We start from the raw sequence: 23,343 nt of genomic DNA on the forward strand, positions 1-23,343 counted from the left end.
GGGGAGGTGAGCTATCTGCGCCTACCGCACCTGAGCGGCGACCTGCTGTGCTTCGTGACCGAGGACGACCTGTGGCTGGCCCCCCTCGACGGCCCCGGCCGTGCCTGGCGCCTCACCGTCGACCGCACCAAGGCCGGCCACCCCCGCTTCTCGCCGGACGGCCGACACATCGCGTACTCGACCTGGCGCAGCCTCGTCCCCGAGATCCACTCGGTGCCGGTGGACGGCGGCCCCGGCAGCCGGCTCACCTACTGGGGCTCCGCCGACACCCGCGTCTGCGGCTGGACCCCCGACGGCACGATCCTCGCCGTCGCCTCCCACGGCGAACCCTTCTCCTACTTCACCTGGGCCTACAAGGTCACCCCCGACGGCACCCCCGGCCGCAAGCTCCCCTGGGGCCCGGTCTCCGACATCCAGGTCGCCGACATCGACGGCGAGCGCAAGACGCTGCTGCTCACCGGCACCCCGCCGCACGAACCGGCCGCCTGGAAGCGCTACCGCGGCGGCGCCATGGGCCGCCTCTGGCTGCACGGCGACCGGCTCCTCGCGGACCTCGACGGCCACCTCGACTCCCCCATGTTCGTCGGCGGCCGGATCGCCTTCCTCTCCGACCACGAGGGCGTGGGCAACCTCTACTCCTGCTCGTACGACGGCTCCGGCCTGCGCCGCCACACCGACCACGACGCCTTCTACGCCCGGCACGCCGCGAGCGACGGCACGCGCGTGGTCTACCAGTGCGCCGGCGACCTGTGGATCGTCGACGACCTGACCGCGGACTCGGCGCCGCGCAGGCTCGACGTACGCCTGAGCGGACCGCGCGCGGGCCGCCGTACGTACCAGGTGCCCGCCGCCCAGCACGTGGACGGCATCTCGGTCGACGAGACGGGCCGGGCGAGCGCGGTGGTCGTACGGGGCAGCCTGTACTGGCTGACCCACCGGGACGGCCCGGCCCGCACGATCACCGACACTCCGGGTGTACGGGTCCGGCTCCCGGAGATGCTCGGCAAGGTCGGCCAGGTCGCGTACGTCACGGACGCGGAGGGCGAGGACGCCGTCGAGATCGCGTACCTGCCGCGGGCGACGGGCGACCGCGAGCCGCGCCGGCTGGCCTCCGGCGGACTTGGCCGGGTCCTGGAGCTGGTGTCGGATCCGCAGGGCGAGCGCCTGGCGATCGCCGCGCACGACGGACGGGTGTTGCTGATCACTGTGTCCAATAATGCGGCTACCGCCGCGGGGGCTGAGGACTCCAACGGAGAGGTCACCGAGCTGATCCGCTCGATCAACGGCCCGGTACGGGACCTGGCCTTCTCCCCGGACGGCGCGTGGCTGACCTGGTCCCACCCGGGGATCGGCCGCTCGCTCCGCCAGATCAAGATGGCGAGGATCAAGGACCGTTTGATCGTCGACGTGACCAACGGCCGCTTCGAGGACGAGAACCCGGTGTTCACGAGGGACGGCCGCTATCTGGCCTTCCTCTCCTGGCGGGGCTTCGACCCGGTGTACGACGTCCACACCGGCGACCTCTCCTTCCCGCTCGGCTGCCGCCCCTACCTGGTCCCCCTCTCCTCGGCCACCCCCTCCCCCTTCGCCGTGAACCCGGAGGGCCGCCCGGCGGCGGGCGGCCTGGACCCGGTGGAGGACGACGAGGGCGGCGACGGCGCGGTGACGGTGGAGGTGGAGGGCCTGGAGAGCAGGGTGACCCCCTTCCCGGTCACCGCCTCCAAGTACTCGGCCCTGTATCCGGTCGCGGGCGGCGGCCTGGTCTGGCTGCGCTGGCCGATCTCGGGCGCGCTCGGCGAGACGTTCGTGAACCCCGACGACACCAGCGGCCGCCCCACCCTCGAGTACTTCAACATCACCAAGGCGAAGAAGTCCGAACTGGTCGAGCATCTGGACTGGTTCGCGGTGAGCGGCGACGGCAGCCGCCTGGTCGTGGTGGACGAGGGCGAACTGCGAGCCGTGCCCTCCGCCGAATCCGGCGACGGCGACACGACCGTCTGGATCGACCTGCGCCGCATCCTGCACGAGGTCGACCCGGCCGCCGAGTGGCGCCAGTCGTACGAGGAGGCGGGCCGGCTGATCCGTGCGTACTTCTGGGAGCCGGGGATGTGCGGCATCGACTGGACGACGGTGCTGGAGCAGTACCGCCCACTCGTCGAACGGGTCGCGTCCCCCGACGAGTTCGCGGACCTGCTCCGCGAAGTACTGGGCGAACTCGGCACCTCCCACGCCTACGTCTCGGCGGCCCGCCGCAACGAAGGCCCCCCGCACTATCAGCGCTGGCAGGGCCTGCTGGGCGCCAACTTCGTACACCGTGACGGCGGTTGGACGGTCCAGCGCATCCTGCCCGGCGACTCGTCGGACTCCAAGGCCCGTTCACCGCTCGCCGGCACCGGCATCCGGGAGGGCGCGGTCCTCACCCACGTCGACGGCCGCCCGGTGGACCCCGACACGGGCCCGTACCCGCTCCTCGCCGGGGCAGGCGGTACGACGGTGGAGCTGACGTTCACCCCGGCGGAAGGGGAAGGCCACTCCCGCAGGGTCGCCGTGGTCCCGCTGATCGACGAACGTCCCCTGCGCTACCAGGACTGGGTGGCCAAACGCCGCGCGGTCGTACGGGAGTTGAGCGGCGGCCGCTGCGGCTACCTCCACATCCCCGACATGGGCGGCTCCGGCTGGGCCCAGTTCAACCGCGACCTGCGCATGGAGGTGTCGAGGCCGGCCCTCATCGTCGACGTACGCGGCAACGCGGGCGGCCACATCAGCGAACTCGTGGTGGAAAAACTCACCCGCACCATCCTCGGCTGGGACCTGACGAGAAACGCCCAGCCGGTGTCGTACGCGTCGAACGCCCCGAGAGGCCCGGTAGTGGCCCTGGCCGACGAAGCGACGTCCTCCGACGGCGACATGATCACGGCGGCGTTCAAGCTCCTGAAGCTGGGCCCGGTGGTCGGCCAACGCACCTGGGGCGGAGTGGTCGGCATGACCGGCCGCCACCGCCTCGGCGACGGCACGGTCATCACGGTCCCCATGAACGCCGCCTGGTTCGACGCCTACGGCTGGTCCATCGAAAACCACGGCGTCACCCCGGACTTGGAGATCCTCCGCACACCGTTGGACTGGGCAGAGGGCCGGCATGCCCAACTGGACGACGCGGTAAAGCTGGCCCTGGACCTACTACAAACGAACCCCCCGGCCACACCCCCGGACTACACACACGTACCGGACCGCTCAAGACCAAAACTCCCGCCAAGATCTTGAGAGAGGGCAAGGCGTCCCACCTAAGGGGCGCGGGGAACTGCGCGACAAGCCCCCACCGGCCCGCAGCCGAATACGAAACGTGGGGCGCCCCAAAACACAGGGCACCCCACGTCAATCGGCTAAAGCCGAGCGCCGCAGCTACGCGTCGTAGTCCTGATTGAGACGGTCCTCTTCCTCCCGCTGGAGGCGTTCCATCTCCTCGTCGCGCGGCCGACCACTCCGCTCAGGCCCCTGCTCACGCCCCTGCTCCTCACGCCGGCGCCCCTGCTCCTCGCGCTGGCGACCCTGCTGGGCCTTCTCCTTGGCCTGCTGCTGCCACTGCTCCGACTGGTCCTGGAACTTGTCCTTCATGCCCATGTGGTTTCACTCCCGAAACGGGTGAGGGGATCAGGCTCGACCAGGCTCACACGCGTGGTGACGCAACGCATGTCGATCAGTTACGCCGCGTAGTCCTCTCCTGCTCATCGGCGGAGCCACCCGCACCGACAAGCCCCGTCCGCATGCCCTCGACCCGATGGGCGAACCTCTTCATCTCCCGCTGCCCCACGGCCCCGATGACGCCCGGCAGATACCCCCGCACGCCCTGCATCCCCCGCAGCCACCACTGCCCGTACACATGGCTCGACCGGCGCTCGATCCCGGCGACGATCCGGTCCACCGCGGGGCCCAGCGGATACGTCTTGTTGGCGGGCCACGGCAGCCGCTGCCGCAACTCCCGCATCACGTCGTCCTGATCGGCCCCGCGCACCATGTCCGTGTCGGTCCACGACAGATACCCGACCCCGACCTTCACGCCCTGGTACCCGACCTCGGCCCGCAGGCTGTGCGCGTACGCCTCGACGCCCGACTTGGACGCGCAGTACGCCGTCATCATCGGCGCCGGAGTGATCGCGGCGAGGGAGGCGATCTGGAGCAGATAGCCGCGGCTCTCGCGCAGCACCGGCAGGAAGGCGCGGGCCGTCACCGCGGACCCGATGAGATTGACCTCGATCACCCGTCGCCAGGCATCCGGATCGGAGTCCGCGAACGGACCGCCGGTCGCCACACCCGCGTTGGCGACCACGATGTCGACCTTCCCGAACCGCTCCTTGACCTCGCCCGCCACCCGCGCCATCGCCTCGTGGTCGGTGACGTCGGCGTACCAGTGGTCACTGTCTCCGTGCAGCCGCTCGGAGACCTGCTTGAGCGCGTCCGGCTCCAGACCGACCAGCGCGATCCGCGCCCCGCGCGCGGACAACTTCCGGGCGAGCAGCTCGCCGACGCCCCGCGCGGCCCCGGTGACGACCGCGACCTGCCCCTCCAGGCTCACCCTGCTCATGCGCCCTCCTTGACCTGTGCGTACGTCATGACGAGTTCCCGGATCTTCGCGGTGACCAGCTGGGGCGCCTCGATCGGCGTCATATGGCCGAGCCCCGGCAGCTCGGTGATCCCGACGCAGTTCGGCAGCGCGGCGACCAGCGAGCGGGCCTGCACGACCGGCGTCAGCCGGTCCGCCGTACCGACGACGACGGCCGCCGGCACCGCCAACTCCCGTATCCCGTGGCCGAGATCGAGCAGGTCGAGCACCTGCGACCAGGCGTACCGCACCTTGCGCGGACACGCGTGCACGATCCGCGCGCACGCCTCGACCATGTGCGGGGCCGAACCCGGGCCCATCGTCCCGTACTTGAGGATCCGCCGGGCGAGCGGTGTGACCGGTCCGAGGGGCGCCCGGGAGCCGAGTATCCGCCGGGTCAGCGCGGTCCGCAGCCGCCCGGCCCGCATCGGTACGACCGTCGACTCGGCGACCAGCCGCGACGCACCGGTGCTGCACAGCAGCACCGCCACCGCATGCTCCCGGAACCCGGCCCGAGCGGACGCGGCCAGCACCGTCATCCCGCCCATGGAGTGCCCGACGATCACCGACTTCTCACCCGGGGCGAGCGTTGCTTCGAGTACGGCTTCGAGGTCGTCGGCGAGCGCGTCCGTACTGCATGCGGGGCTCGCCGGACTGCGTCCGTGGCCGCGCTGGTCGTAGGCGATGACCCGGTGGTCGACGGCCAGTTCACGTATCTGGGCCGCCCAGAAGGCGGTCGAGCAGGTCCAGCCGTGGGCGAGGACGACGGCGGGCGCGTCCTTCGGGCCGTGCACCTCGACGTGCAGCCGGGCGCCGTCGGCGGAGACGGCGGTGAGCTCGCGGGCGGGGACGGGCGGGGCGTACGGGCCGGAGGCCACGTGCATCAGGCGGCTCATGCGTTCACCCCGGTCTTCTTCTCGGAGGGCTCCGCCTTCTTTTCGGCGGGCGCCCGCAGGAGTTCGTACTCCCCCAGATCCACCCGCCGCGTCGCCCGCCGGAACTCGGTCGTCGTGCCCGGCCAGATGGTGGTGTTGCGGCCGCTCGCGTCCAGGTACCAGCTGGTGCAGCCGCCCGTGTTCCACACCGTGCGCTTCATGCGCTCCTGGACCCTGTCGTTCCAGGCCTGCACGGCACCGGGCCGGGCGTCGAGGGCGACGCGACCGCCGAGGACGTCCAACTGCCGTACGAAGTCGGCCAGGTAGTTCAGCTGGGACTCGATCATGAGGATCATCGACGAGTTCCCCAGCCCCGTATTGGGCCCGATGATGGTCATCCAGTTGGGGAACCCGGCCGCCGAGGCCCCCCGCAGCGACTCCATCCCCGTCTTCCAGACCTCGGCGAGCGTCCGCCCGTCCGCGCCCACCACCCGCTCGGCGATGGGCATGTCGGTGACATGGAAACCGGTCCCGAAGACGATCGCGTCGGCCTCGGCCTCGGTGCCGTCCGCGGCGACCAGCGTGGACCCCCTGACTTCGCTCAGCCCGCTCGCGACCACGTCGACATTGGGCCGGGCGAGCGCCGGGTAGTACTCGCTGGACAGCAGGATGCGCTTGCAGCCGATGCGGTAGTCGGGGGTGAGCTTGGCGCGCAGGGCCGGGTCCTTGATGGAGCGGCCCATGTTGCGCTTGGCCAACTGCTCGACCATGCCGAGCTGGTTGGGGCGCTTGGTGAACGCCTGGACCTGCAACTCCCGTAGGCCCCACAGCAGTCCGCGGCGGGCCTGGGCGGTGAAGGGGAGCTGCTTGTGCAGCCGGCGCTCCGCGCCGCTGATCGCCCGGTCGACCCGGGGCATCACCCACGGCGGGGTGCGCTGGAAGAGGGTGAGCCTCTCGGCGAGGGGCTGAACGGCCGGCACGATCTGGATGGCCGACGCGCCCGTCCCGACCATGGCGACCCGCTTGCCGCGCAGGTCGTAGTCGTGGTCCCAGCGGGCCGAGTGGAAGACCTTGCCGGGGAAGGAGTCGAGCCCCGGGATGTCCGGGATCTTGGGGTCGGACAGCGGCCCGGTGGCGGAGACGACGACGTCCGCGGAGAGCGACCCGCTGCCCGTCTCGATGTCCCAGCACAGCCGCTCGCCGTTCCAGGTCATGCGCTTGACCTCGGAGTTGAAGCGGATGTGGGGCCGCAGCCGGAAGACGTCGACCACGTGCTCCAGGTAGGCGCGGATGTGCTGCTGCCCGGAGAAGGTGCGGGGCCAGTCCGGATTGGGCGCGAACGAGAACGAGTAGAGATGGGACGGCACATCGCAGGCGCACCCGGGATAGCTGTTGTCCCGCCAGGTGCCGCCGACGCTGTCGGCCCGCTCCAGGACGACGAAGTCGGTGACACCCTCGCGCCGCAGCCGTACGGCCGCCCCGAGCCCGCCGAACCCGGACCCGACCACCGCCACCCGCACATGCCTGTGCCCGTGCTCGGCCATCTTGCCTCCACACTCCACTCCGCGACTCTGCCAGTGAACACTGGCGCAATTGGGAGAGTAGAGCAGCACCGTACTGATGGGTAGGGGTCGGGAAGAAGGAAGTTACCGACGGTACGACATAGGCTGCCGACGTGGCAGAAGACGGAGGACTACGCGAGTACCGCATGGCGGAGCTGGCCCGCCTGGCCGGCATCACCGTGCGCACCCTGCGCTTCTACCGCGAACGCAAGTTGATCCCGCCGCCCCGCCGCGAAGGCCGAATCGCCTGGTACGACGACCACCATCTGGCCCGTCTGCGCACCATCGCGGCGCTGCTGGAACGCGGCCACACCCTGAGCGGCATCGCGGAACTTGCGGAGGCCCTCGAACACGGCCGGGACGTCGCCGACCTGCTCGGCGTCGGTCCGCCCACCGAGGAGGAGCCGGTCCGCCTCACCCCCGAGGAGCTCGCCGCCCGCTTCGAGGGCGAGGTCAATCCGGAGAACCTCGCGGCGGCGATGGACCTGGGTTACCTCGGCACCGACGGCGACGAGATCGTCCACGTCAGCCGCCGCCTCCTGGACGTGTCCGCGGCCCTGGTCCGCGAAGGCATCCCCCTGGCGGAGGTCCTGGCGGCGGGCAAGCAGGTACGCGAACACGTCGACGCCCTCGCCGAACTCTTCGCGGACGTGATCCTGCGCCACGCCACCGAGGCCGACATGCAACGCCTGCGCCCGCTCGCCCGGAGCGTGGTGGAGGCGGAGCTTTCACTGGCGATGGACCGGCGGATACGGAAGGAGAACTGAGCGCTCCGCGGGAAGTGTAGCGATGGGCCGTCGCTCGTCTGCGGGCCCGTCGTGGCTGGTCGCGCAGTTCCCCGCGCCCCTTCGGGGCGCTGCCGACTTCACCAAGCCCACTTAACGGTCGTAGACCACGGTCACCGGCGCGTGGTCCGACCACCGCTCCTCATGCGTGGCCGCGCGCTCGACATACCCCTTGAGGGCTTTCGCGGCCAGACCGGGCGTCGAGACATGGTAGTCGATCCTCCATCCTGCGTCGCCGTCGAAGGCCCGCCCCCGGTACGACCACCACGAATACGGCCCCTCGACATCCGGATGCAGCGCCCGCACGACGTCGACGTACTCGTCGAGCACACGGGACAACCACTCCCGTTCCTCCGGCAGAAAGCCCGAGTTCTTGGTGTTGCCGCGCCAGTTCTTCAGGTCGGCCTGCTGGTGGGCGATGTTCCAGTCGCCGCAGACCAGGACCTCGCGCCCGTCGGCGGCGGCGCGCTCGCGCAGTCCCTTCAGGTAGGCGAGGAACTCGTCCATGAAGCGGACCTTCTCGTCCTGCCGCTCGGTGCCGACCTCGCCGGAGGGGAGGTAGAGCGAGGCGACGGTGACGCCGGGCAGGTCGGCCTCGACATACCGGCCGCTGCCGTCGAACTCGGCCGAGCCGAAGCCGACCTGGATGCGGTCGGGCTCGCGGCGGGTGTAGAGGGAGACGCCGGCGCGGCCCTTGGCGGCGGCCGGGGCGTGTACGACGTGCCAGCCGTCGGGCGTGCGCACATGCTCCGGCAGCTGCTGCGGCTCGGCGCGCACCTCCTGTAGGCACAGCACGTCCGCTTCGGTCTGCGCGAGCCACTCCACGAAGCCCTTCTTCGCCGCGGCGCGCAGCCCGTTCACATTCACAGAGGTCACAGTGAGCACTCGGGCACCCTACCGGCACACTGGACCGAGTCCAGATTCGAGTCGCCACACAGATTTACGAGAGCCGGCATGCATATACGTCGCGTCCCCTTCGACCACCCCGACGCCGTCAAGCTCAACGACGACGTCCAGGCCGAGTACCACGAGCGCTACGGCGACGGCGGCGACGCCACCACCCTCGCCCCGTCCGACTTCGAGCCGCCGAACGGCGTGTACCTGATCGCGTACGACGAGCAGGACCGCCCCGTGGCCACCGGCGGCTGGCGCAGCCAGGACCGGAACGACGAGGGCAACCAGGACGGCGACGCCGAGCTCAAGCGGATGTTCGTCATCGGCGGGATGCGTGGGCGGGGGCTGGCGCGGCGCATGCTCGCCGCGCTGGAGGAGGACGCGCGTGCGGCGGGCCGGGTCCGTATGGTCCTGGAGACCGGGCTCGAACAGCCGGAGGCGATAGGCCTGTACACGTCCAGTGGCTACGAACCGTGCGAGAAGTTCGGCTACTACCGCCAGTACGAGTCCAGCCGCTGCTTCGCGAAGCCGCTCGACTCCGCAGAGAAGCCGCTCAACTCCGCAGATAGGTAAGAACGGCCAGGACCCGCCGGTGGACGTCGTCGGCCGGCGGCAGGTCCAGCTTGGTGAGGATGGAGCCGATGTGCTTGCCGACGGCCGCCTCGGACACCACCAGCGCCCTGGCGATCGCGCCGTTCGAGCGCCCCTCGGCGATCAGTGCCAGCACCTCCCGCTCGCGCGGGGTGAGCCGCGCGAGCGGATCCCGGCGCCGGCGCAGCAGCTGTCGTACGACTTCCGGGTCGACGACCGTGCCGCCGGACGCCACCTCGGCCAGCGCGTCCACGAACTCCTCGACCTGGCCCACCCGGTCCTTGAGCAGATATCCGACGCCGGATCCGTCGCCGGAGTCGAGCAGTTCGGCCGCGTACGCCCGCTGCACGTACTGGCTGAGCACCAGCACCGGCAACCCGGGCCGCTCCTCGCGCAGTTGTACGGCCGCCTGAAGCCCCTCGTCCTGGAAACCGGGCGGCATGCGTACGTCCGTGACGACGACGTCGGGTGCGTGCTCGGCGACCGCCACACGCAGGGCGTCCGCGTCGCCGACGGCGGCGACCACCTCGTGTCCGAAGCGGGTGAGCAGCCCGGTCAGCCCTTCGCGCAGCAGCACGCTGTCCTCGGCGAGGACTATGCGGAGGGGACTCAGGGGACTTCTGTCGGACGGCTCGGACGGCTCGGACGGCAAGGAATCTCCACGCACAGCAGGGTCGGTCCGCCCGGCGGGCTGGACAGGGTGAGTCTGCCATCGAGGACCGACACCCGGTCGGCGAGACCGGTGAGTCCGGTGCCCTGTGCGCTGTCGGCCCCGCCGCATCCGTCGTCTTCGATACGGAGGACCAGGCGTCCGCCGTCGTGCCGTCCGTGTATCCGGGCCCTCTCCGCCCCGCTGTGCCTGGCGACGTTGGCGAGGGCCTCGCAGACCACGAAGTACGCGGCGGTCTCCACGAGTCGGGGCAACCGGCCGGGAAGGTCGAGGTCCAGGTCCACCGGCACCGGGCTGCGCTCTGCCGCGTCGGCGACGGCGGCTTCGAGGCCGTAGTCGGCGAGGACCTTCGGGTGGATGCCGTGGATCAGCTCCCGGAGTTCGGCGAGGGCTCCGTCGGCGTCGGCGTGGGCCTTGGCGAGCTGGTCGGCGAGCGGGCCCGGCGGCGCGTCGAGGCGGGCGAGGCCCAGGGTCATGGTGAGGGCGACGAGCCGCTGCTGGGCTCCGTCGTGCAGATCGCGTTCGATCCGGCGGCGCTCCGCCTCGAAGGCGTCCACCAACCGCACGCGGGAGCGGACGAGTTCGGTGACCCAAGGGCTGTCCTCGTCGGCCTTGGTCGTGAGCAGCACACGCGCCAGCTGGGCACGCGCCCCGGCGGCGCACCCGAGGGCGTACACGCCGGGAGCGAGAAGCGCGAGCCCGAGCGCGGCAGCCCCGAAGGCGCCGGGCCAGGTGTCGACGGCCCACAGCTTGGCCACCTTCGCCTCGCCCTCGACGGCGACGACCAGGGGTACGCAGGCCGTGGCCAGCGGAACGCCCGCCAGGAGTAGGACGGCCAGCGCGTCCAGCGGCCACAGCACAAGCCCGAACAGCACGGCGTACGCCAGCTCCCGCCAGGTCGCCGCCTCCTTGAGCCGCGTCGACAGCCACCCCCACAACCCCGGCACGGCGGGCACCCGGTGCGGCCCGGCGGCCACTGGCTGCCCGACGATCCGCAACCGCCACCGCTCCACGCCCGCCACGGGTATCCCCGCCAGCGCGGTGAGCACCAGCACCGGCAGCCCCACGACCACAACGGACAGCGCGCTCCCGACCACCACCCCACTGACGATCACCACCAGGACGACCGCCCCGAACGCCGCCCCGCTCACCAAATAGACAACCGCCCGCCAGGGCCACGGGGACACCAGGTACCTACGGCTGCCCAGGGCCCACCAGATGCTTCGCATGGAGACGACCGTAGGAGTCCGTGGCCCTCCCCCGCGATCGGGCTACACGGAGAGTCGGAGGTATACCTGGCCCTACCCCACGGCCCGGTCCTGCCGCACAAACAGAAATCCCGCCCGTCGGTGGGACGTTCACGAGTGGGATCTACCTGGGGCGATGGCACCTGCCGTAGTGCTCCTTCCCGCGAACGCGAAGATCACTTCCCATCTTGTCATGCCTACATCATTAACCCGCTCCTGGACCGGTCCCCCAGGTACTTCTCGACCCCGACTCCGATTTCCGCGAATCGGCCACCTGGCGGTGTGATCGGCGAAGTCGTTCGAGAATCACCGGAATCCGGTGATGGCCTCTCACCCTCCCGGACATGAGCCTGGGACTCATCCCGATCGATGCCCGGATGGGAGACGGCTGTGACAACCGGAACCGAAGCGCTCGTTCGCCGCGCGTACCACTCGGCGGAGGGTGACGTGCTGGACGTCCAGGGGTTCGCCAGTCTGTTCGCCGAGGACGGCGTATTCAACGGCATCGGCGGTGTGACTCCCCGGGAGAGCTACCGCGGTGAGCGACTGGGCGACGTGGTCGCCTGGATGGGCAAGCTGCTTCCGGACGTCCACCGGGAACTGCACCGGGTCAACGTGCTCGGGGACGTCGTCGCGATCGAGCTGTCGATCCAGGGCACCTTCCTCGGACCGTTCGAGACGCCCGCCGGGGTGATCCAGCCGACGGGCGCCAAGCTCGACATCCCGACCGCTGACTTCTGGTACGTGCGTGACGGCAGGATCCAGGAGTTCAACTGTCATATCGGTATGACCTCCATGTTCGCGCAGATGGGCGTTCTGCCGGACTTCGCGTCCGCAGTCACGGTCTCCGCGGCCGAACGATAGGACCGACCGACATGGGTCCCCGCCGGGCGGTCCCAGGCGCCGGCGTCCACGTCGCCGACCCGCCCCGCGTCGTCGAGGCCGGCGAATCACCGGAATCCAGTGAGGCCCTCTCACCGTGCCGGCAGTGAGCCTCCGTCCATCGCCAACCCTGCCCGGCCCGCCAGGGACGTACTCCGAGGCCCAGGGAGATACCGTGACGTCACCAGCCTCCGGCGCAGACGGCGCCGCCGACCCGTCCGACAGCGGCAACCGTCGTCTCGACCTGGCTCTGCTGGTCATTGCCACCGCCCAGCTCATGGTGGTCCTCGACTCCACCATCGTGAATGTGGCGTTGCCGGATGTGCAGCGTGCGCTCGGCTTCTCCGGCACCGGCCTGGAGTGGGTGGTGAACGCCTACGCGGTCACCTTCGGAGGTCTGCTCCTGCTCGGCGGCCGTGCCGGTGACATTCTCGGCCGACGGCGGGTGTTCGTATTCGGGCTGCTGCTGTTCTCCGCCGCGTCCCTCCTCGGCGGGTTCGCCACCAGTCAGTGGTGGCTGCTCACCGCGAGGGCGGTACAGGGCGTTGGCGGCGCGGTGATCGCGCCGACGGCGCTGGCGCTGATCACCACCAACTTTCCCGAAGGCGGGCAACGCAACAGGGCGTTCGGAGTCTACGCGGCGATGGCCGGCGCCGGCAGCGCGGTGGGCCTGCTGCTGGGCGGCATCCTGACCACCTACGTGTCGTGGCGGTGGGTGATGTTCGTCAACGTCCCGATCGGGCTCCTGGTGGCGGCCGCGGCACCGCGCGTGCTGGCCGAATCGCCCCGCATGCCGGGTCGGATCGACCTGGCCGGAGCCATCACCAGCACCGGCGGAGTCGCACTGCTGGTCTACGGTCTGTCCAAGGCCGCCACCGGGTCCGACGGAGTGTCGCACTGGGGTGACGCGCAGGTACTGGCATCGCTGACCGCGTCCGTGGCGCTGCTCGTATCGTTCGTCTGGATCGAAATGCGCAGCCCCCACCCGCTGCTCCCGATGCGGATCCTCGCCGACCGCAACAGGTCGGGTACCTACCTGATCATGCTGTGCGTCGCCACCGCGCTGTTCGGCCTGTTCTTCTTCCTCACCCTCTTCATGCAGTCCGTGCTCGGGTACAGCGCGATGCAGTCGGGCATCGCCTACCTGCCGTTCGCCGTCGGGGTCGTGGCCGGCTCCGCGCTGGCCTCGCCGCTGATGGCGCGAGTAGGCGCCCGGCCGCTGATCCTGGCCGGCACCGCCGCGGTCGCGGGCGGCACGTTCTGGTTCTCCAGGCTGACCGAACACTCCGGCTACGCCGGCCAGCTGCTCGGCCCGCTGCTCGTGACCTCGCTCGGGCTCGGCCTGGTGTTCGTCCCACTGGCCCTCGTCTCCCTGCACAACGTGGCCGAGGAGGACTCCGGCGTCGCCTCGAGCCTGCTCAACACCGGCCAGCAGGTCGGTGGCGCAATCGGGCTTGCCGTGCTCGGCACCGTCGCCTGGACTGCCGTCGCGAACAGCGTCGAGGCCCAGGCCGCGGGCACGGCGGCCGCGCAGGCGGGCACCCCTCCGCCCGCGTCCGTCTACAACCACGCCCTGGCGGTCGGCTTCTCCCGCGGGTTCGAGGTCGCGGCAGGGGTCGCGCTGCTCGCCCTGCTCATCGCGATCGCCACCATCCGGGTCCACCGTCAGGAACTGACCGGTGCGGTGCCCGAAACTCAGCCGGCCGCACCGCCGCTGGCGGCACCGCAGCCCGGAGCGCAGCTGGTCGGGACTGTACAGCGGGACGACGACCTTGCCGCTCGCGCCAAGGCGGTCCGTCCTTGCCGCTACTGCTAGCCGAGACGTCCCATGGCAGAGAAGGCACGCCTGTCCGCACAGAACGGGTCCCGCGGGTGCCCCGGCCGTGCGAATCACCCTGATCCGGTGATGCCGCCTCACCTGCCTGGTGGAAAGGATCACAGTGGTCCGCCTCCCGGCAGGAGGTGGCCGACCGAAGGGAGGTCGTCTGTGAGCACCGAACAGCGACAGAACCTCGATTCCATCTCTCCGGCGCAGCTCGCGTCGCCACCTGGCGCAAGGCAGAACCCACTCTGTCCCTACCGCTCACCCTCCCAGCGCATAACCCGGCTCGTGAACGACAGGAGTTCGACATGAGCGAAGCACGCGACTGGAACGCGAAGACCATCGCGGAGTTCCGCGCGAACGAGGGCAGGGTCGGAGGGGTCTTCGAGGGCGCTCCGCTGGTCCTCGTCCATCACCGCGGCCGCAAGAGCGGGCAGGAGCACGTCAGCCCGGTGATGTACCTCCCGCACGACACCGCGCCGGACATCGTCTACGTCTTCGCGACCAAGGGCGGAGCACCCACCAACCCGGACTGGTACCGCAACCTGACCGCCGCCGGTGAGGGCACCATCGAACGCGGTACCGCGACCTACCAGGTGACCGTCCACGAACTGACCGGCGCCGAACGCGACCGCATCTACGCCGAACAAGCGCGGCGCTATCCCGGCTTTGCCGAGTACGCACGACAGACCGCCGGAATCCGCATCATTCCCGTGCTCGAACTCCGGCGGGCGTAGCCCCCACCCCTGTCAGCCTCAGCGAGTCGAAGGAGAGAGATCATGCCCAAGGCGGTCAGGTACGACGAGTTCGGCGGGATCGACGTGTTGCGGGTCGACGAGGTGGAACGCCCGGAGCCCGGGGACGGGCAGGTCCTCGTACGCGTGAAAGCGGCCGGCATCAACCCCAGTGAGGCGGCCATCCGCACGGGGGCGCTGGCGCAGATGTTCCCGTCGACGTTCCCGTCAGGGCAGGGCAGCGACCTCGCCGGGGTCATCGAGGAGGTCGGCGCCGGGGTCGGCGGTTTCTCGTCCGGCGACGAGGTGATCGGGTTCACCCAGAAGCGGGCCTCCCAGGCCGAGCTGGCCCTGGTCGAGGCCGGTGACCTCACGCGCAAGCCGGAGAAGGTCCCGTGGGAGGTGGCCGGCAGCCTGTACGTCATCGGCGTAACCGCGTGGGGGGCGGTGCACTCCGTGCAGCTCAAGAAGGGCGAAACCGTCGTCGTTTCCGGAGCCGCCGGGGGAGTCGGCTCGCTCGCCGTCCAGCTCGCGCGCCGTACCGGGGCCACGGTCATCGGCCTGGCGAGCGAGAGCAACCACAAGTGGCTGAAGAGCCACGACGTGATCCCGGTCGCCTACGGTGAGGGCGTCGCGGACCGCATCAGGGCCGCCGCGCCCAGTGGCGTGGACGCCTTCATCGACACCTTCGGCGACGGGTACGTCGAGCTGGCCCTCGCCCTCGGCGTCGCGACCGACCGGATCGACACCATCGCCGATTTCGCGGCAGCCGCGAAGCACGGAGTGAAGACGGACGGGGGGAGCGCGGCCGGGCCCGGCGCCAGGGTGCTCGCCGAGCTTGCCGGCCTGATCGCCGACGGACACCTCGATGTGCCGATCGCGAACGTCTACCCGCTGGCCCAAGTACGCGAGGCCTACACCGAGCTCGAACGCCGCCACACCCACGGCAAGATCGTCCTCAAGCCCGGCGGCTAGACCCCCCTACGAACGCCAGGCCTGTCGGTCGTTGACTGACACCACCCAGTCTCATCGGGGAGCGGTGTTCAGTCCGCTTGAGCCGGTGGTTGGACATTTTGCGTTTGACGACACAGGGGCTGGCTGCCCAGGCATCCGGCGGGCAGGAGTCTGCGCTCAGGTGCGGCCCAGTGAGAGCAGGTGCAGTTCACGGCCGCGTTGCACGGCCGAGGACCGGTCGGCGGCGCCGAGCTTGGCGTAGATCCGGCGGATATGGGTGCTGACCGTGTTCACCGACAGCGACAACTCCATGGCGATCTCGGGTCTGGACAAGTTCGTCGGCAGGTAGCGCAAAACGCGCAACTCGCTCTGGCTGAGCGCCTGGACCGGTCCCTGGGCCGACCGGTCGGCCCCCGCGTGGACAGCGTCGAGGACATCGGCGACCATCGCCCCGTGCGACGTTCCTTGCGGTGGCAGGGCCTCCAGCAGCTCCCACGCGCCGGTCATCGCGAACGGCAGGATCAGCCGGTCGGGCTCTGCGAGTTCAAGCGCCCGGTCGACAGCCTCGTACGCCGCGCGCTCATCGCCCACGTCACGGCAGGCGAGCGCCTCCAGGACCAGGGCCTCCACCTGGGTGAGATGGGAGTTGACCGGCGCGGTGCCGTCGAGGACGGCGCGGAGTTCGAGACGGGCGGCAGCCGGGTCCTGCTGGGCCAGCCGGATCACTGCGGTGGCGTTGCGGATTTCGCCGACGGCGGCCTGCCGGTCGTCGAGGGCGGCGAGGGCCGCCTGCGCCTGGTCGACCATCCCGAACCGAGCCTGCGTAGCGATCGTCCATGCGATGACACGGGTGGTCAGCGCGTGCTCACCCACCATGCGCGCCTGCAACTGCCGGGCGGCGGCGAACTCCTCCAGGGCCTGGTGGCGGTTCCCGCGTACCGCCGCGAGAATTGCGGCGGTCACGCAGACCAGTAGCCGGATGGCTGGTTCGCTCGTCGCATCGGTGGTGTGCCGGGCGCGATCCAGCCAGTGTGCGCCGTGGTCGAACTCGCCCGTCCAGACCAGCGCGTTGGCGAGTGTCGCCAGTGCTGGGGCGGTCACCGGATCCGTGTCCCAGTGGTGCCGGGAGGCGAGCGCCAGCGCTTCCTCGCTGCGCTGCCGGGCCAGGGTGAAGGAGTGCTTCGTGGAGGCGAAGCCCAGGTGGCCGAGGCAGGCGACCTCCAGGTAGGGCCGGCCGATGCGGTGGGCGAGCGCGGCGCCTTCCTGGAGGTGCCGCATGCTGTCGGTCAGTCGCAGTGCCCAGGCCTCGGTGACGCCGAGGTTCAGGAGTGCGTCGGCCCGTAGATCGGCGCTGAGCGCGACGTCGGTGACGGACTGACCGTCGGGAGGTGTGAGAAGCGGACCCACCTGGTCGAACACCCCGTCGAAGTGCCCGCGCAGCCGCGCCGAGCGCAGCCCCAGCGAGACGACGGCCATCCGCAGGCGCTGCCGACGGTCGGGCGGGGCGGAGGCAGCGTAGAACTTCGCGACCTCCAGGTGCGCGTCTGCCTCGTCGAGGCGGAGCTGGTCCAGCGCAGCAATGGCACGCACCAAGGCCAGGCCGGGAGAGTCCGTATCGCTGCGGACCGGGAAGGCGCGCAGCAGCGCTGCCACCGTTCCGGCCTTGCCGTCGAGGGTGAGGCTGACGGCGTGGTCGGTGAGCAGGCGAGCCGCCTCGTTCCAGTCGCCGGCTGCCTGCAGGTGGCCGATGGCGTGGGCGGCCTGCCCGTGCTCGCCGAGCCAATGGGCCGCGAGCCGGTGCAGTTCCGGGATGTCCTCGGGGGACGTGCGACGCAGTTCGAGCCGGAGCAGGTCGCCGAACATACGGTGGTAGCGGAACCACGTGCGGTCCGGGTCGAGGGACACGGTGAACGCGTTCGCGTCCTCCAGACCCAGCAGGATTCCCTCCGACCCCGTCGTGCCGGTGAGCAGGTCGGCCAGCTCGCCGTTGACCCGGTCCAGTACGGAGGTGCGCAGCAGCAGGCGCTGGACCTCAGGGGGCTGTCGCTCCAGCATCTCGGCCATCAGATATTCCGCGACCGTACGGTCGCTTCCGGAGAATTCGGTGACAAACCGTTCCGGATCGGGGTGCCCGGTGAGGGACAGGACGGCGAGCCGCAGCCCGGCCGCCCAGCCTTCGGTCCGCTGATGCAGCGTCACCACCGTGTGCTCGGGCAGCACGAAGCCGGCCACGGTCAGGAGATCACGGGTCTCGTCCTCGGAGAAGCGCAAGTTCGCGGCCCGGACCTCGGCCAGTTCCCCGGCCAGCCGCAGTTGATGCAGGCGCATTGGCGGGTCGTGACGCGTCGCCACGATCGCGTGGACCCCCTGGGGCAGGTTCGTCAGCAGTGCTGTCAGCTGTGCGGCGGCCTCAACCGAGCCGAGTTCGTGCAGGTCGTCGATGACCAGGATCAGAGGATCGCCGACTCCCGCGCACTCGGACAGCGATGTGTCCACCGCGGAGCCGTCGCTGCGGGCAGGCGTCACCGGCAGCGGTCCCGCCCCGCGACCGTCATCGACGGCCGCGGCGCGGACCGCGCCCAGCACCGTGCCCCAGAACAGCTGCGCGTCTCGCTGGCCGGGCCGCACGGACACGAAGGCAATACGGCGATTCTGATCCGGCCGGCCGGCCCAGGCGCGCAACAGCGATGTCTTCCCGCTGCCGGCCGGCGCTGAGATGACGGTGACCTGCTTGCGGGCAGCTCGGTCCAGCGCCGAGACCAGGTCGCGACGGTGGATCAGCCCCATGCGGCCAGGGCCAGGCGCGGACGGAACGTCGGTCATCATGTACAGGGGTATACCGCGATACAGCCGGGACGTGCAGCGCGAAGTCGTTCCGGTCGCATCATGACGCGCGGGTCTGTTTTCGGGGGCGGAGGGCGGCCAGGCGGGGTAACAGCGTCGCCGCCGTGGCGCCGAGCACGTCCGTAGGGACGGCCGATGTCGCGGGCGAGTGCGGCACCCTCCAGAAGGTGCCGCTCGCTGCCGGCGAGCCGCAGCGACCAGGCCTCGGTGACACCCAGGTTCAGGAGTACGAGGGCCCGCAGGTCGCCGGCGAGCGCCACCTCGGTGTTGGACTGGCCGGTGGCGGGAGAGGGCAGTGCGTCGGCCTGCTCGAACACGGCGTCGAAGTGCCCACGCAGCCGGGCCAGTAGCAGGTCCAGGGAAGCGATCGCCATCTGCAGCAGATGGCGGCGGGCGGTCGGGCGGTGTCGTGGCGGCGTACGACCTGGCGATCTCGAGGGGTGCCTGCGCCTCCTCCGGGCGGCCCTGGTGCAGGTCGGCGTTGGCGTATACCAGCGCCAGCTCCGGGAATTCCTCGCCGGTGCGGGCCAGGATCGGCGCACGTGGTTCCTCGGCAAGAACATCACAGAAGGGGCTCTCTCGGGTAGCACACGCCCCGGCGACCGCGAGAGGCGGCGGGCAACAGGGACGTCGCCTGCGGCGCTGTGGGTGATGTTCGCTTGATCAGTCGGGGAATCGAGCACACTTGGCTGGCCTTCGTTACTGGTGGCGGCGCACAACCACGTTCGCATAGTGTCGCGGACATGGCAGATGTATTTGCGGGCGTCCGTCTGCTCGGCCCGCCAGTAACCGACGGCGAGTACATCGCGCTGAGTGAGCACGAGATTGTGAACCTGCACCAGTACACGCGGATTTACGCTGTGCCCGGCCTCTATGAGCATGTCGTCCAGGAACGGCTGCAGTGCAGATCGCCGCAGGTCGCGGCTGCGGGCTTTCTGCGCGCCGCGGCGCGCCTTGGGTTGGAACCAGGCTCGATGACGGTCCTCGATGTCGGCGCCGGCACGGGATTGGTCGGCGAGCTTGTGCGTCGCGGTGGCGTTGCTCAGGTTGTCGGGGTCGACTCGCTGACGGCAGCGCGCGTGGCGAGTCTGCGCGACCGGCCAGGCGTCTACGTCGACTACGTGGTCGGCGACTTCTTGCGTGGCGACACACTCCGTGAGGCACTACGCCCGTACGCGCTCGGGGGGCTGGTGTCAGCCGGAGCGTTCGGCGGCACGCACGCCACACCGCAGGCGCTTGAGAACGCACTCGCGGTTCTGTCACCCGGCGCACCCGTGGCCTTCACGATCGATGAGCGGTGGATGGATGAATCGGATCCGGACGGGTTCGGCGCCGCCGTCGAGCGACTGGTGGCCGGCGGAGGTCTTGCAGTGATGGAACGAACCCGGTTCCAGCACCGGGTGACGACGACCGGCGAGCCAATCTTCTACCAGCTCGTCGTGGGCCGGACCGGGTAAGGTGAACGCCCCCCGTCCCCGGGCACCGGGCGTTCCACCTCGTCGACCCGCAACACGCCGATCCCGCCGAACTCGTCGTACCTGACCGCCTTGGGCATGGTCTTTCCATCTCCCTTTCGGTTGGAAATCGCCTTGCAACACCCCAGGGGCTCGCCCTGTCAATCCGCGGCGGACCGGATCGCGCCGAAGCCGGTCCTACCCTGCCCGCCCGTTGCCAGAGCCGCCCCTCCCAGCCCTGGTCATGTTCGTGTGGACAACGCCGACCATGGCCGCGCGGACCCGCAGGCCGCGGTTGGCCAGGTGGGCACGCAGGCCTTGGGTACGGGAGAAAAGCTGCGGCCTTGGAGACCGAACAACCGGGCAGAAGCGGCAGGTTCGCTCGACCAGCCGCCGCGGCAACGCCAGGCGTCGGGAAGACGCGTCTGACCTTTAGCTCGTCTTCTTCGCCCCCACCATCATCGCGGAGAACCAGGCCGCCCCGGCGACGACGTGCATGAGCGCGAGAGAGAGGCCTGTGGCGATGTCGTGCGCCGATAGGAGCGGAACGGGGATGGTGGCAACGCCCAGTATCAGTCCGACCCAGGCGAACGCGACCTGGGCGCGTGGCGTCCGCCGAGCCAACAGCCAGACGAAGACTCCGCCGAGGACGATCGGGAGCGTCGTTGCGATGAGCACGGCCGCAGGCGTCACGGCCGTCGAGGTGCCCTGCGCGTCGACGAGCATGTCCGCGCCTGCCGCGGACGCGATCAGACGGATGACGACATTGACAACGGCAGCGACGGCGACCGCGATGAGACCGCGGATCCAGAGGGGAGGCGCGACGGCCGCGGAGGTTGAGGAAGCGACTGAGGTGGTCAGGCGGTCCTCCTTCACATCCGGGGTTACGCGGTGGGGTCCCAGCCCGACGAGGCGAGCCAGGAGGGGAAGTCGAGCACGTCGGGCACGAGCGCGCGCGTCGCGGCGAAGTCGGCCTGGTAGGCGGGGGTCTCGGTGAACCAGCGGAACATCTCAGCGGTGTCCCCGAAGGAGGCGATGGCCTCGAGCGGCAGTGCCTCGTAGCGTGCGGGAAGGCCGGTGTGCGCGCCGATCGCCTGCGCGATCTGTTCGCCGGTCAGGCTGTCGCCGGCGATCTCCACGCTGGTGCCTTCGACGGCGGTTCCGCCAAGCAGGATCGCTGCCGCCGCTTTCCCGATGTCGCCGACGGCGACCATTTGCAGCGGGATGTCGCCGGGCATCGCCATCCGCACGACAACCTGGCCCTCCTCGACGCTGGTCGGGAAGCCTGCGAGGTTGTCCATGAAGAAGACGGGGCGCAGGAAGGTGTGGTGGATGTCGAGCGATTCGATGTGCTCTTCGGCACGGCGCTTGCTCTCGAAATGCGGGACGCCGGATTCGCGCTCGGCGCCGCCGACGGAGCTGAACACCAGATGCGGCACCTGCGCACGAGCGGCGGCATCCGCGATCGCGATGCCGACGGCGGTCTCCTGCTCGGTGCCGCCAGGGATCGGTGTGGTCATCGCGAACGCGGCATCCACACCGTCGAAGAGGGTGTCGAGCGATGCGGCATCGCTCAGGTCGCCAACCCTCAGTTCGACACCGCGGCCGGCGAGGCGCTGCGCGGCGGGCGCACCGAGATCACGCACGAGGGCACGCACCCGCACGCCCTGCCCCAGCAACGCGTCGACGACAGAGCCCCCCTGGTTGCCCGTCGCGCCGACGACGGCGATCAGCCGCGAGTCGGTGGAAGGTGTGACACTGGTGTTCATGATGTTCTCCTTGGTCGAGGTGGACAACATACGAAAACATAAGCCGGCTTACTATTATTTCCGGGGAGGGTCGTGAACGCGAAACCGGCCGACTTCACCTCGGCGGTCCAGGGGGTGATCAACCCGCTGATCCCCACCCTGGCGCGGGCACATCGGGCCATGTCACAGGAGCTGCTGCGGGATACAGGGCTCAGCGCCGGCCAGGAGCTGATCGTCATGCGCCTGTTCGATTCACCCCCGCAGTCCCAGGCCGAACTCACGCGATGGCTGGGCGTGGAACCGCCCACGACGGCAAAGATGCTCGCGCGCATGGACAAGGCGGGCATCGTCGAGCGGGTCCCGTCAGAGACCGACCGGCGCGTGACCCTCGTCAGCCTGACCGCCGAGGGGCACGCCATCCACGAACGCGTCCAGAACATCTGGGGCGACCTCGAACGCGTCACCGTCGCCGGGCTCACTCCCGCCGAGGTGCAGCAGCTGGAACGCCTGGTGCGCCACGTGCTCTCGAACCTCCAGAACAGCCAGGAGACGCCGGCGCCCTGCCAAGAGAGCGTTTGATGTAGGCGAATTGCCGTTTATTTCCTAGTAGGTTCCTCGCCAGGTGGGTGTGGTCTCGTCCGTTATGCGCTTGGCGAGGTTGTCGCCGTCGAACAGTGCCCCGATGTCAATCTCCCCGGCCTGCAGTGACGCGTTGTTCGGTGCGGCGATCCCAGAGTTCGTGATGTAGATCTGGGTTCTGCTGATCGCGGCGTCGGTCGGTGAGTTGAGGCCGTTGGAGGCGTCCAGCACGATCCTCGTCCGCCCGTTCGGATAGACCACGGCGAGTTTGTTCTGGAAGTTCAGCGCGACGAACGCCACATCGGAACGGCCGGACAGGAGTTCGAAATCGTCGATGCCCGCCAGGTTGTCGGCGATGAGCTGGATGGGACCCGGAGCGCCCGAGGCGGTGACGGGCACCCGGAGCAGCGTGCCCTGGTCGGTGTTGGAGAACCACACCGCACCGTTGTGGTATTCGACCCCGTTGGCTCCGATGCCGTTCCCGGACGGGGAGGGCGCGAGGGCGGGACCGACCAGCCATTCCGTCGCCGGGCCGCCCGAGGCCGGAATGGCCCAGATCGTGCCGGCCACGCTGTCGGCGACATACAGCGTCCGGTTGCTCGAGTCGAGAGTCAGTCCGTTGAGGAACTGGCCAGCGGGCATTGCGGTGATGCGCTGCGCGGCGCCGTACGGGGGCAGGCGCCACACGCCGGATCTGGACGGGTCAGGTGAGACCACGTTGTAAATGATGGTGCCATCTCGGCCGATGACGTTGCCTCCGATCGCATCACCGACCGGCCCTGTCACCAGTATCGTCTGCTGCCCGGAGGGGCTGACCTGCACGAGTTCCGGCGGCTTGCCCACCAGGAAGCCGAGCATCGAGACGATCAGCGAGCCGTCCTGGGCGATGCTCACGCTCTCCGGCTCCTGCCCGGCCGCGGAGTCGAATGCGGCGACGGTCCGGACATCGGTGATGACCGGGCGAGGCCGGCCCGCCTCCGTGCTTGCCGCGGACGTGGGTGACGCGGACGCCGCGGCGATGGCGGCGACGGCCGACACAATCAGCGCCGCGACCGCCTTGATCCCCAGCTTGTTCATTGTCGTCCTTCCGGTAGACATGGTCGCC

Annotated in this window: 21 protein-coding genes; 9 read left to right on the forward strand and 12 right to left on the reverse strand. The window is 70.0% G+C overall.

Annotated features, from left to right (window positions below; all coding sequences use genetic code 11):
• The first annotated feature begins 6 nt into the window (after nt 1-6).
• Complete coding sequence (locus KCH87_RS24230; RefSeq protein WP_210588324.1) at nt 7-3,261, forward strand: S41 family peptidase; 3,255 nt, start codon at nt 7-9, stop codon at nt 3,259-3,261.
• A 138-nt stretch (nt 3,262-3,399) separates the two neighbouring features.
• Here KCH87_RS24230 and KCH87_RS24235 read toward each other — a convergent pair whose 3' ends face one another.
• The 4 genes from KCH87_RS24235 to KCH87_RS24250 all read right to left on the reverse strand — a co-directional run bounded on the left by KCH87_RS24235 (nt 3,400) and on the right by KCH87_RS24250 (nt 7,016).
• Nucleotides 3,400-3,618, reverse strand: a complete 219-nt coding sequence (locus tag KCH87_RS24235) for a hypothetical protein (protein ID WP_210588325.1) — start codon at nt 3,616-3,618, stop codon at nt 3,400-3,402.
• 76 nt (nt 3,619-3,694) lie between these two features.
• Complete coding sequence (locus KCH87_RS24240) at nt 3,695-4,579, reverse strand: SDR family oxidoreductase (RefSeq protein ID WP_210588326.1); 885 nt, start codon at nt 4,577-4,579, stop codon at nt 3,695-3,697.
• Nucleotides 4,576-5,493 (reverse strand): alpha/beta fold hydrolase, encoded by a 918-nt coding sequence (locus KCH87_RS24245; protein WP_210588327.1) that lies wholly within the window; start codon nt 5,491-5,493, stop codon nt 4,576-4,578. Before KCH87_RS24245 ends, KCH87_RS24240 begins: the two co-directional genes overlap by 4 nt.
• Entirely contained in the window at nt 5,490-7,016 is a 1,527-nt protein-coding gene (locus tag KCH87_RS24250) for an NAD(P)/FAD-dependent oxidoreductase (RefSeq protein ID WP_210588328.1), read from the reverse strand. Before KCH87_RS24250 ends, KCH87_RS24245 begins: the two co-directional genes overlap by 4 nt.
• Before the next feature lie 164 nt (nt 7,017-7,180).
• Between KCH87_RS24250 and KCH87_RS24255 the strand changes: the two genes are divergently transcribed.
• Nucleotides 7,181-7,801 carry a MerR family transcriptional regulator gene (locus KCH87_RS24255; protein ID WP_210588404.1) on the forward strand — a complete coding sequence of 207 codons (621 nt, stop codon included), beginning with the start codon at nt 7,181-7,183 and terminating at the stop codon, nt 7,799-7,801.
• 111 nt (nt 7,802-7,912) lie between these two features.
• On the opposite strand, the gene KCH87_RS24260 is transcribed toward KCH87_RS24255, so the two are convergent.
• The gene (locus KCH87_RS24260; RefSeq protein ID WP_210588329.1) at nt 7,913-8,704 is read right to left on the reverse strand and encodes an exodeoxyribonuclease III; all 792 of its coding nucleotides are present in this window, start codon (nt 8,702-8,704) and stop codon (nt 7,913-7,915) included.
• Nucleotides 8,705-8,773: 69 nt separating this feature from the next.
• Between KCH87_RS24260 and KCH87_RS24265 the strand changes: the two genes are divergently transcribed.
• On the forward strand, nt 8,774-9,286 hold the full coding sequence (locus KCH87_RS24265; protein ID WP_210588330.1) for a GNAT family N-acetyltransferase: 513 nt from the start codon (nt 8,774-8,776) through the stop codon (nt 9,284-9,286).
• Here KCH87_RS24265 and KCH87_RS24270 read toward each other — a convergent pair.
• Nucleotides 9,267-9,956: a response regulator transcription factor gene (locus tag KCH87_RS24270; RefSeq protein WP_210588331.1), complete on the reverse strand. Its 690-nt coding sequence runs from the start codon at nt 9,954-9,956 to the stop codon at nt 9,267-9,269. The genes KCH87_RS24265 and KCH87_RS24270 overlap by 20 nt on opposite strands.
• Nucleotides 9,914-11,203, reverse strand: coding sequence for a sensor histidine kinase (locus tag KCH87_RS24275; protein ID WP_210588332.1), 1,290 nt, complete (start codon nt 11,201-11,203; stop codon nt 9,914-9,916). Before KCH87_RS24275 ends, KCH87_RS24270 begins: the two co-directional genes overlap by 43 nt.
• Nucleotides 11,204-11,611: 408 nt before the next feature.
• Between KCH87_RS24275 and KCH87_RS24280 the strand changes: the two genes are divergently transcribed.
• From KCH87_RS24280 to KCH87_RS24295, 4 genes are all read left to right on the forward strand, one after another.
• Nucleotides 11,612-12,085 carry a nuclear transport factor 2 family protein gene (locus tag KCH87_RS24280; RefSeq protein ID WP_308298897.1) on the forward strand — a complete coding sequence of 158 codons (474 nt, stop codon included), beginning with the start codon at nt 11,612-11,614 and terminating at the stop codon, nt 12,083-12,085.
• A 193-nt stretch (nt 12,086-12,278) separates the two neighbouring features.
• Nucleotides 12,279-13,919, forward strand: a complete 1,641-nt coding sequence (locus tag KCH87_RS24285; protein ID WP_308298898.1) for an MFS transporter — start codon at nt 12,279-12,281, stop codon at nt 13,917-13,919.
• Between the two features lie 314 nt (nt 13,920-14,233).
• Nucleotides 14,234-14,662, forward strand: a complete 429-nt coding sequence (locus KCH87_RS24290; RefSeq protein ID WP_210588334.1) for a nitroreductase family deazaflavin-dependent oxidoreductase — start codon at nt 14,234-14,236, stop codon at nt 14,660-14,662.
• Between the two features lie 42 nt (nt 14,663-14,704).
• On the forward strand, nt 14,705-15,634 hold the full coding sequence (locus tag KCH87_RS24295; protein ID WP_210588335.1) for an NADP-dependent oxidoreductase: 930 nt from the start codon (nt 14,705-14,707) through the stop codon (nt 15,632-15,634).
• Between the two features lie 156 nt (nt 15,635-15,790).
• Here the strand turns inward: KCH87_RS24295 and KCH87_RS24300 are convergent, their stop codons facing one another.
• Complete coding sequence (locus KCH87_RS24300; protein ID WP_210588336.1) at nt 15,791-18,439, reverse strand: LuxR C-terminal-related transcriptional regulator; 2,649 nt, start codon at nt 18,437-18,439, stop codon at nt 15,791-15,793.
• Entirely contained in the window at nt 18,436-18,831 is a 396-nt protein-coding gene (locus KCH87_RS49230; protein ID WP_247196685.1) for a hypothetical protein, read from the reverse strand. Before KCH87_RS49230 ends, KCH87_RS24300 begins: the two co-directional genes overlap by 4 nt.
• Nucleotides 18,832-19,200: 369 nt before the next feature.
• Here KCH87_RS49230 and KCH87_RS24310 point away from each other — a divergent pair, with 369 nt between their 5' ends.
• Nucleotides 19,201-19,914: a class I SAM-dependent methyltransferase gene (locus KCH87_RS24310; protein ID WP_210588337.1), complete on the forward strand. Its 714-nt coding sequence runs from the start codon at nt 19,201-19,203 to the stop codon at nt 19,912-19,914.
• Nucleotides 19,915-20,343: 429 nt separating this feature from the next.
• Here the strand turns inward: KCH87_RS24310 and KCH87_RS24315 are convergent, their stop codons facing one another.
• Both KCH87_RS24315 and KCH87_RS24320 read right to left on the reverse strand, forming a co-directional pair.
• Nucleotides 20,344-20,787, reverse strand: coding sequence for a DUF6069 family protein (locus KCH87_RS24315; protein WP_210588338.1), 444 nt, complete (start codon nt 20,785-20,787; stop codon nt 20,344-20,346).
• Between the two features lie 8 nt (nt 20,788-20,795).
• Nucleotides 20,796-21,680 (reverse strand): NmrA/HSCARG family protein, encoded by an 885-nt coding sequence (locus KCH87_RS24320; protein WP_210588339.1) that lies wholly within the window; start codon nt 21,678-21,680, stop codon nt 20,796-20,798.
• A gap of 72 nt (nt 21,681-21,752) precedes the next feature.
• On the opposite strand from KCH87_RS24320, the gene KCH87_RS24325 reads away from it, so the two are divergent.
• Entirely contained in the window at nt 21,753-22,238 is a 486-nt protein-coding gene (locus tag KCH87_RS24325; RefSeq protein ID WP_210588340.1) for a MarR family winged helix-turn-helix transcriptional regulator, read from the forward strand.
• Nucleotides 22,239-22,262: 24 nt separating this feature from the next.
• Here KCH87_RS24325 and KCH87_RS24330 read toward each other — a convergent pair whose 3' ends face one another.
• Nucleotides 22,263-23,315 (reverse strand): hypothetical protein, encoded by a 1,053-nt coding sequence (locus tag KCH87_RS24330; RefSeq protein ID WP_210588341.1) that lies wholly within the window; start codon nt 23,313-23,315, stop codon nt 22,263-22,265.
• Nucleotides 23,316-23,343: the final 28 nt, after the last annotated feature.

It is taken from the genome of Streptomyces sp. GESEQ-35 (assembly GCF_017948485.1).
In the GTDB taxonomy this organism is placed as follows: Bacteria; Actinomycetota; Actinomycetes; order Streptomycetales; family Streptomycetaceae; genus Streptomyces.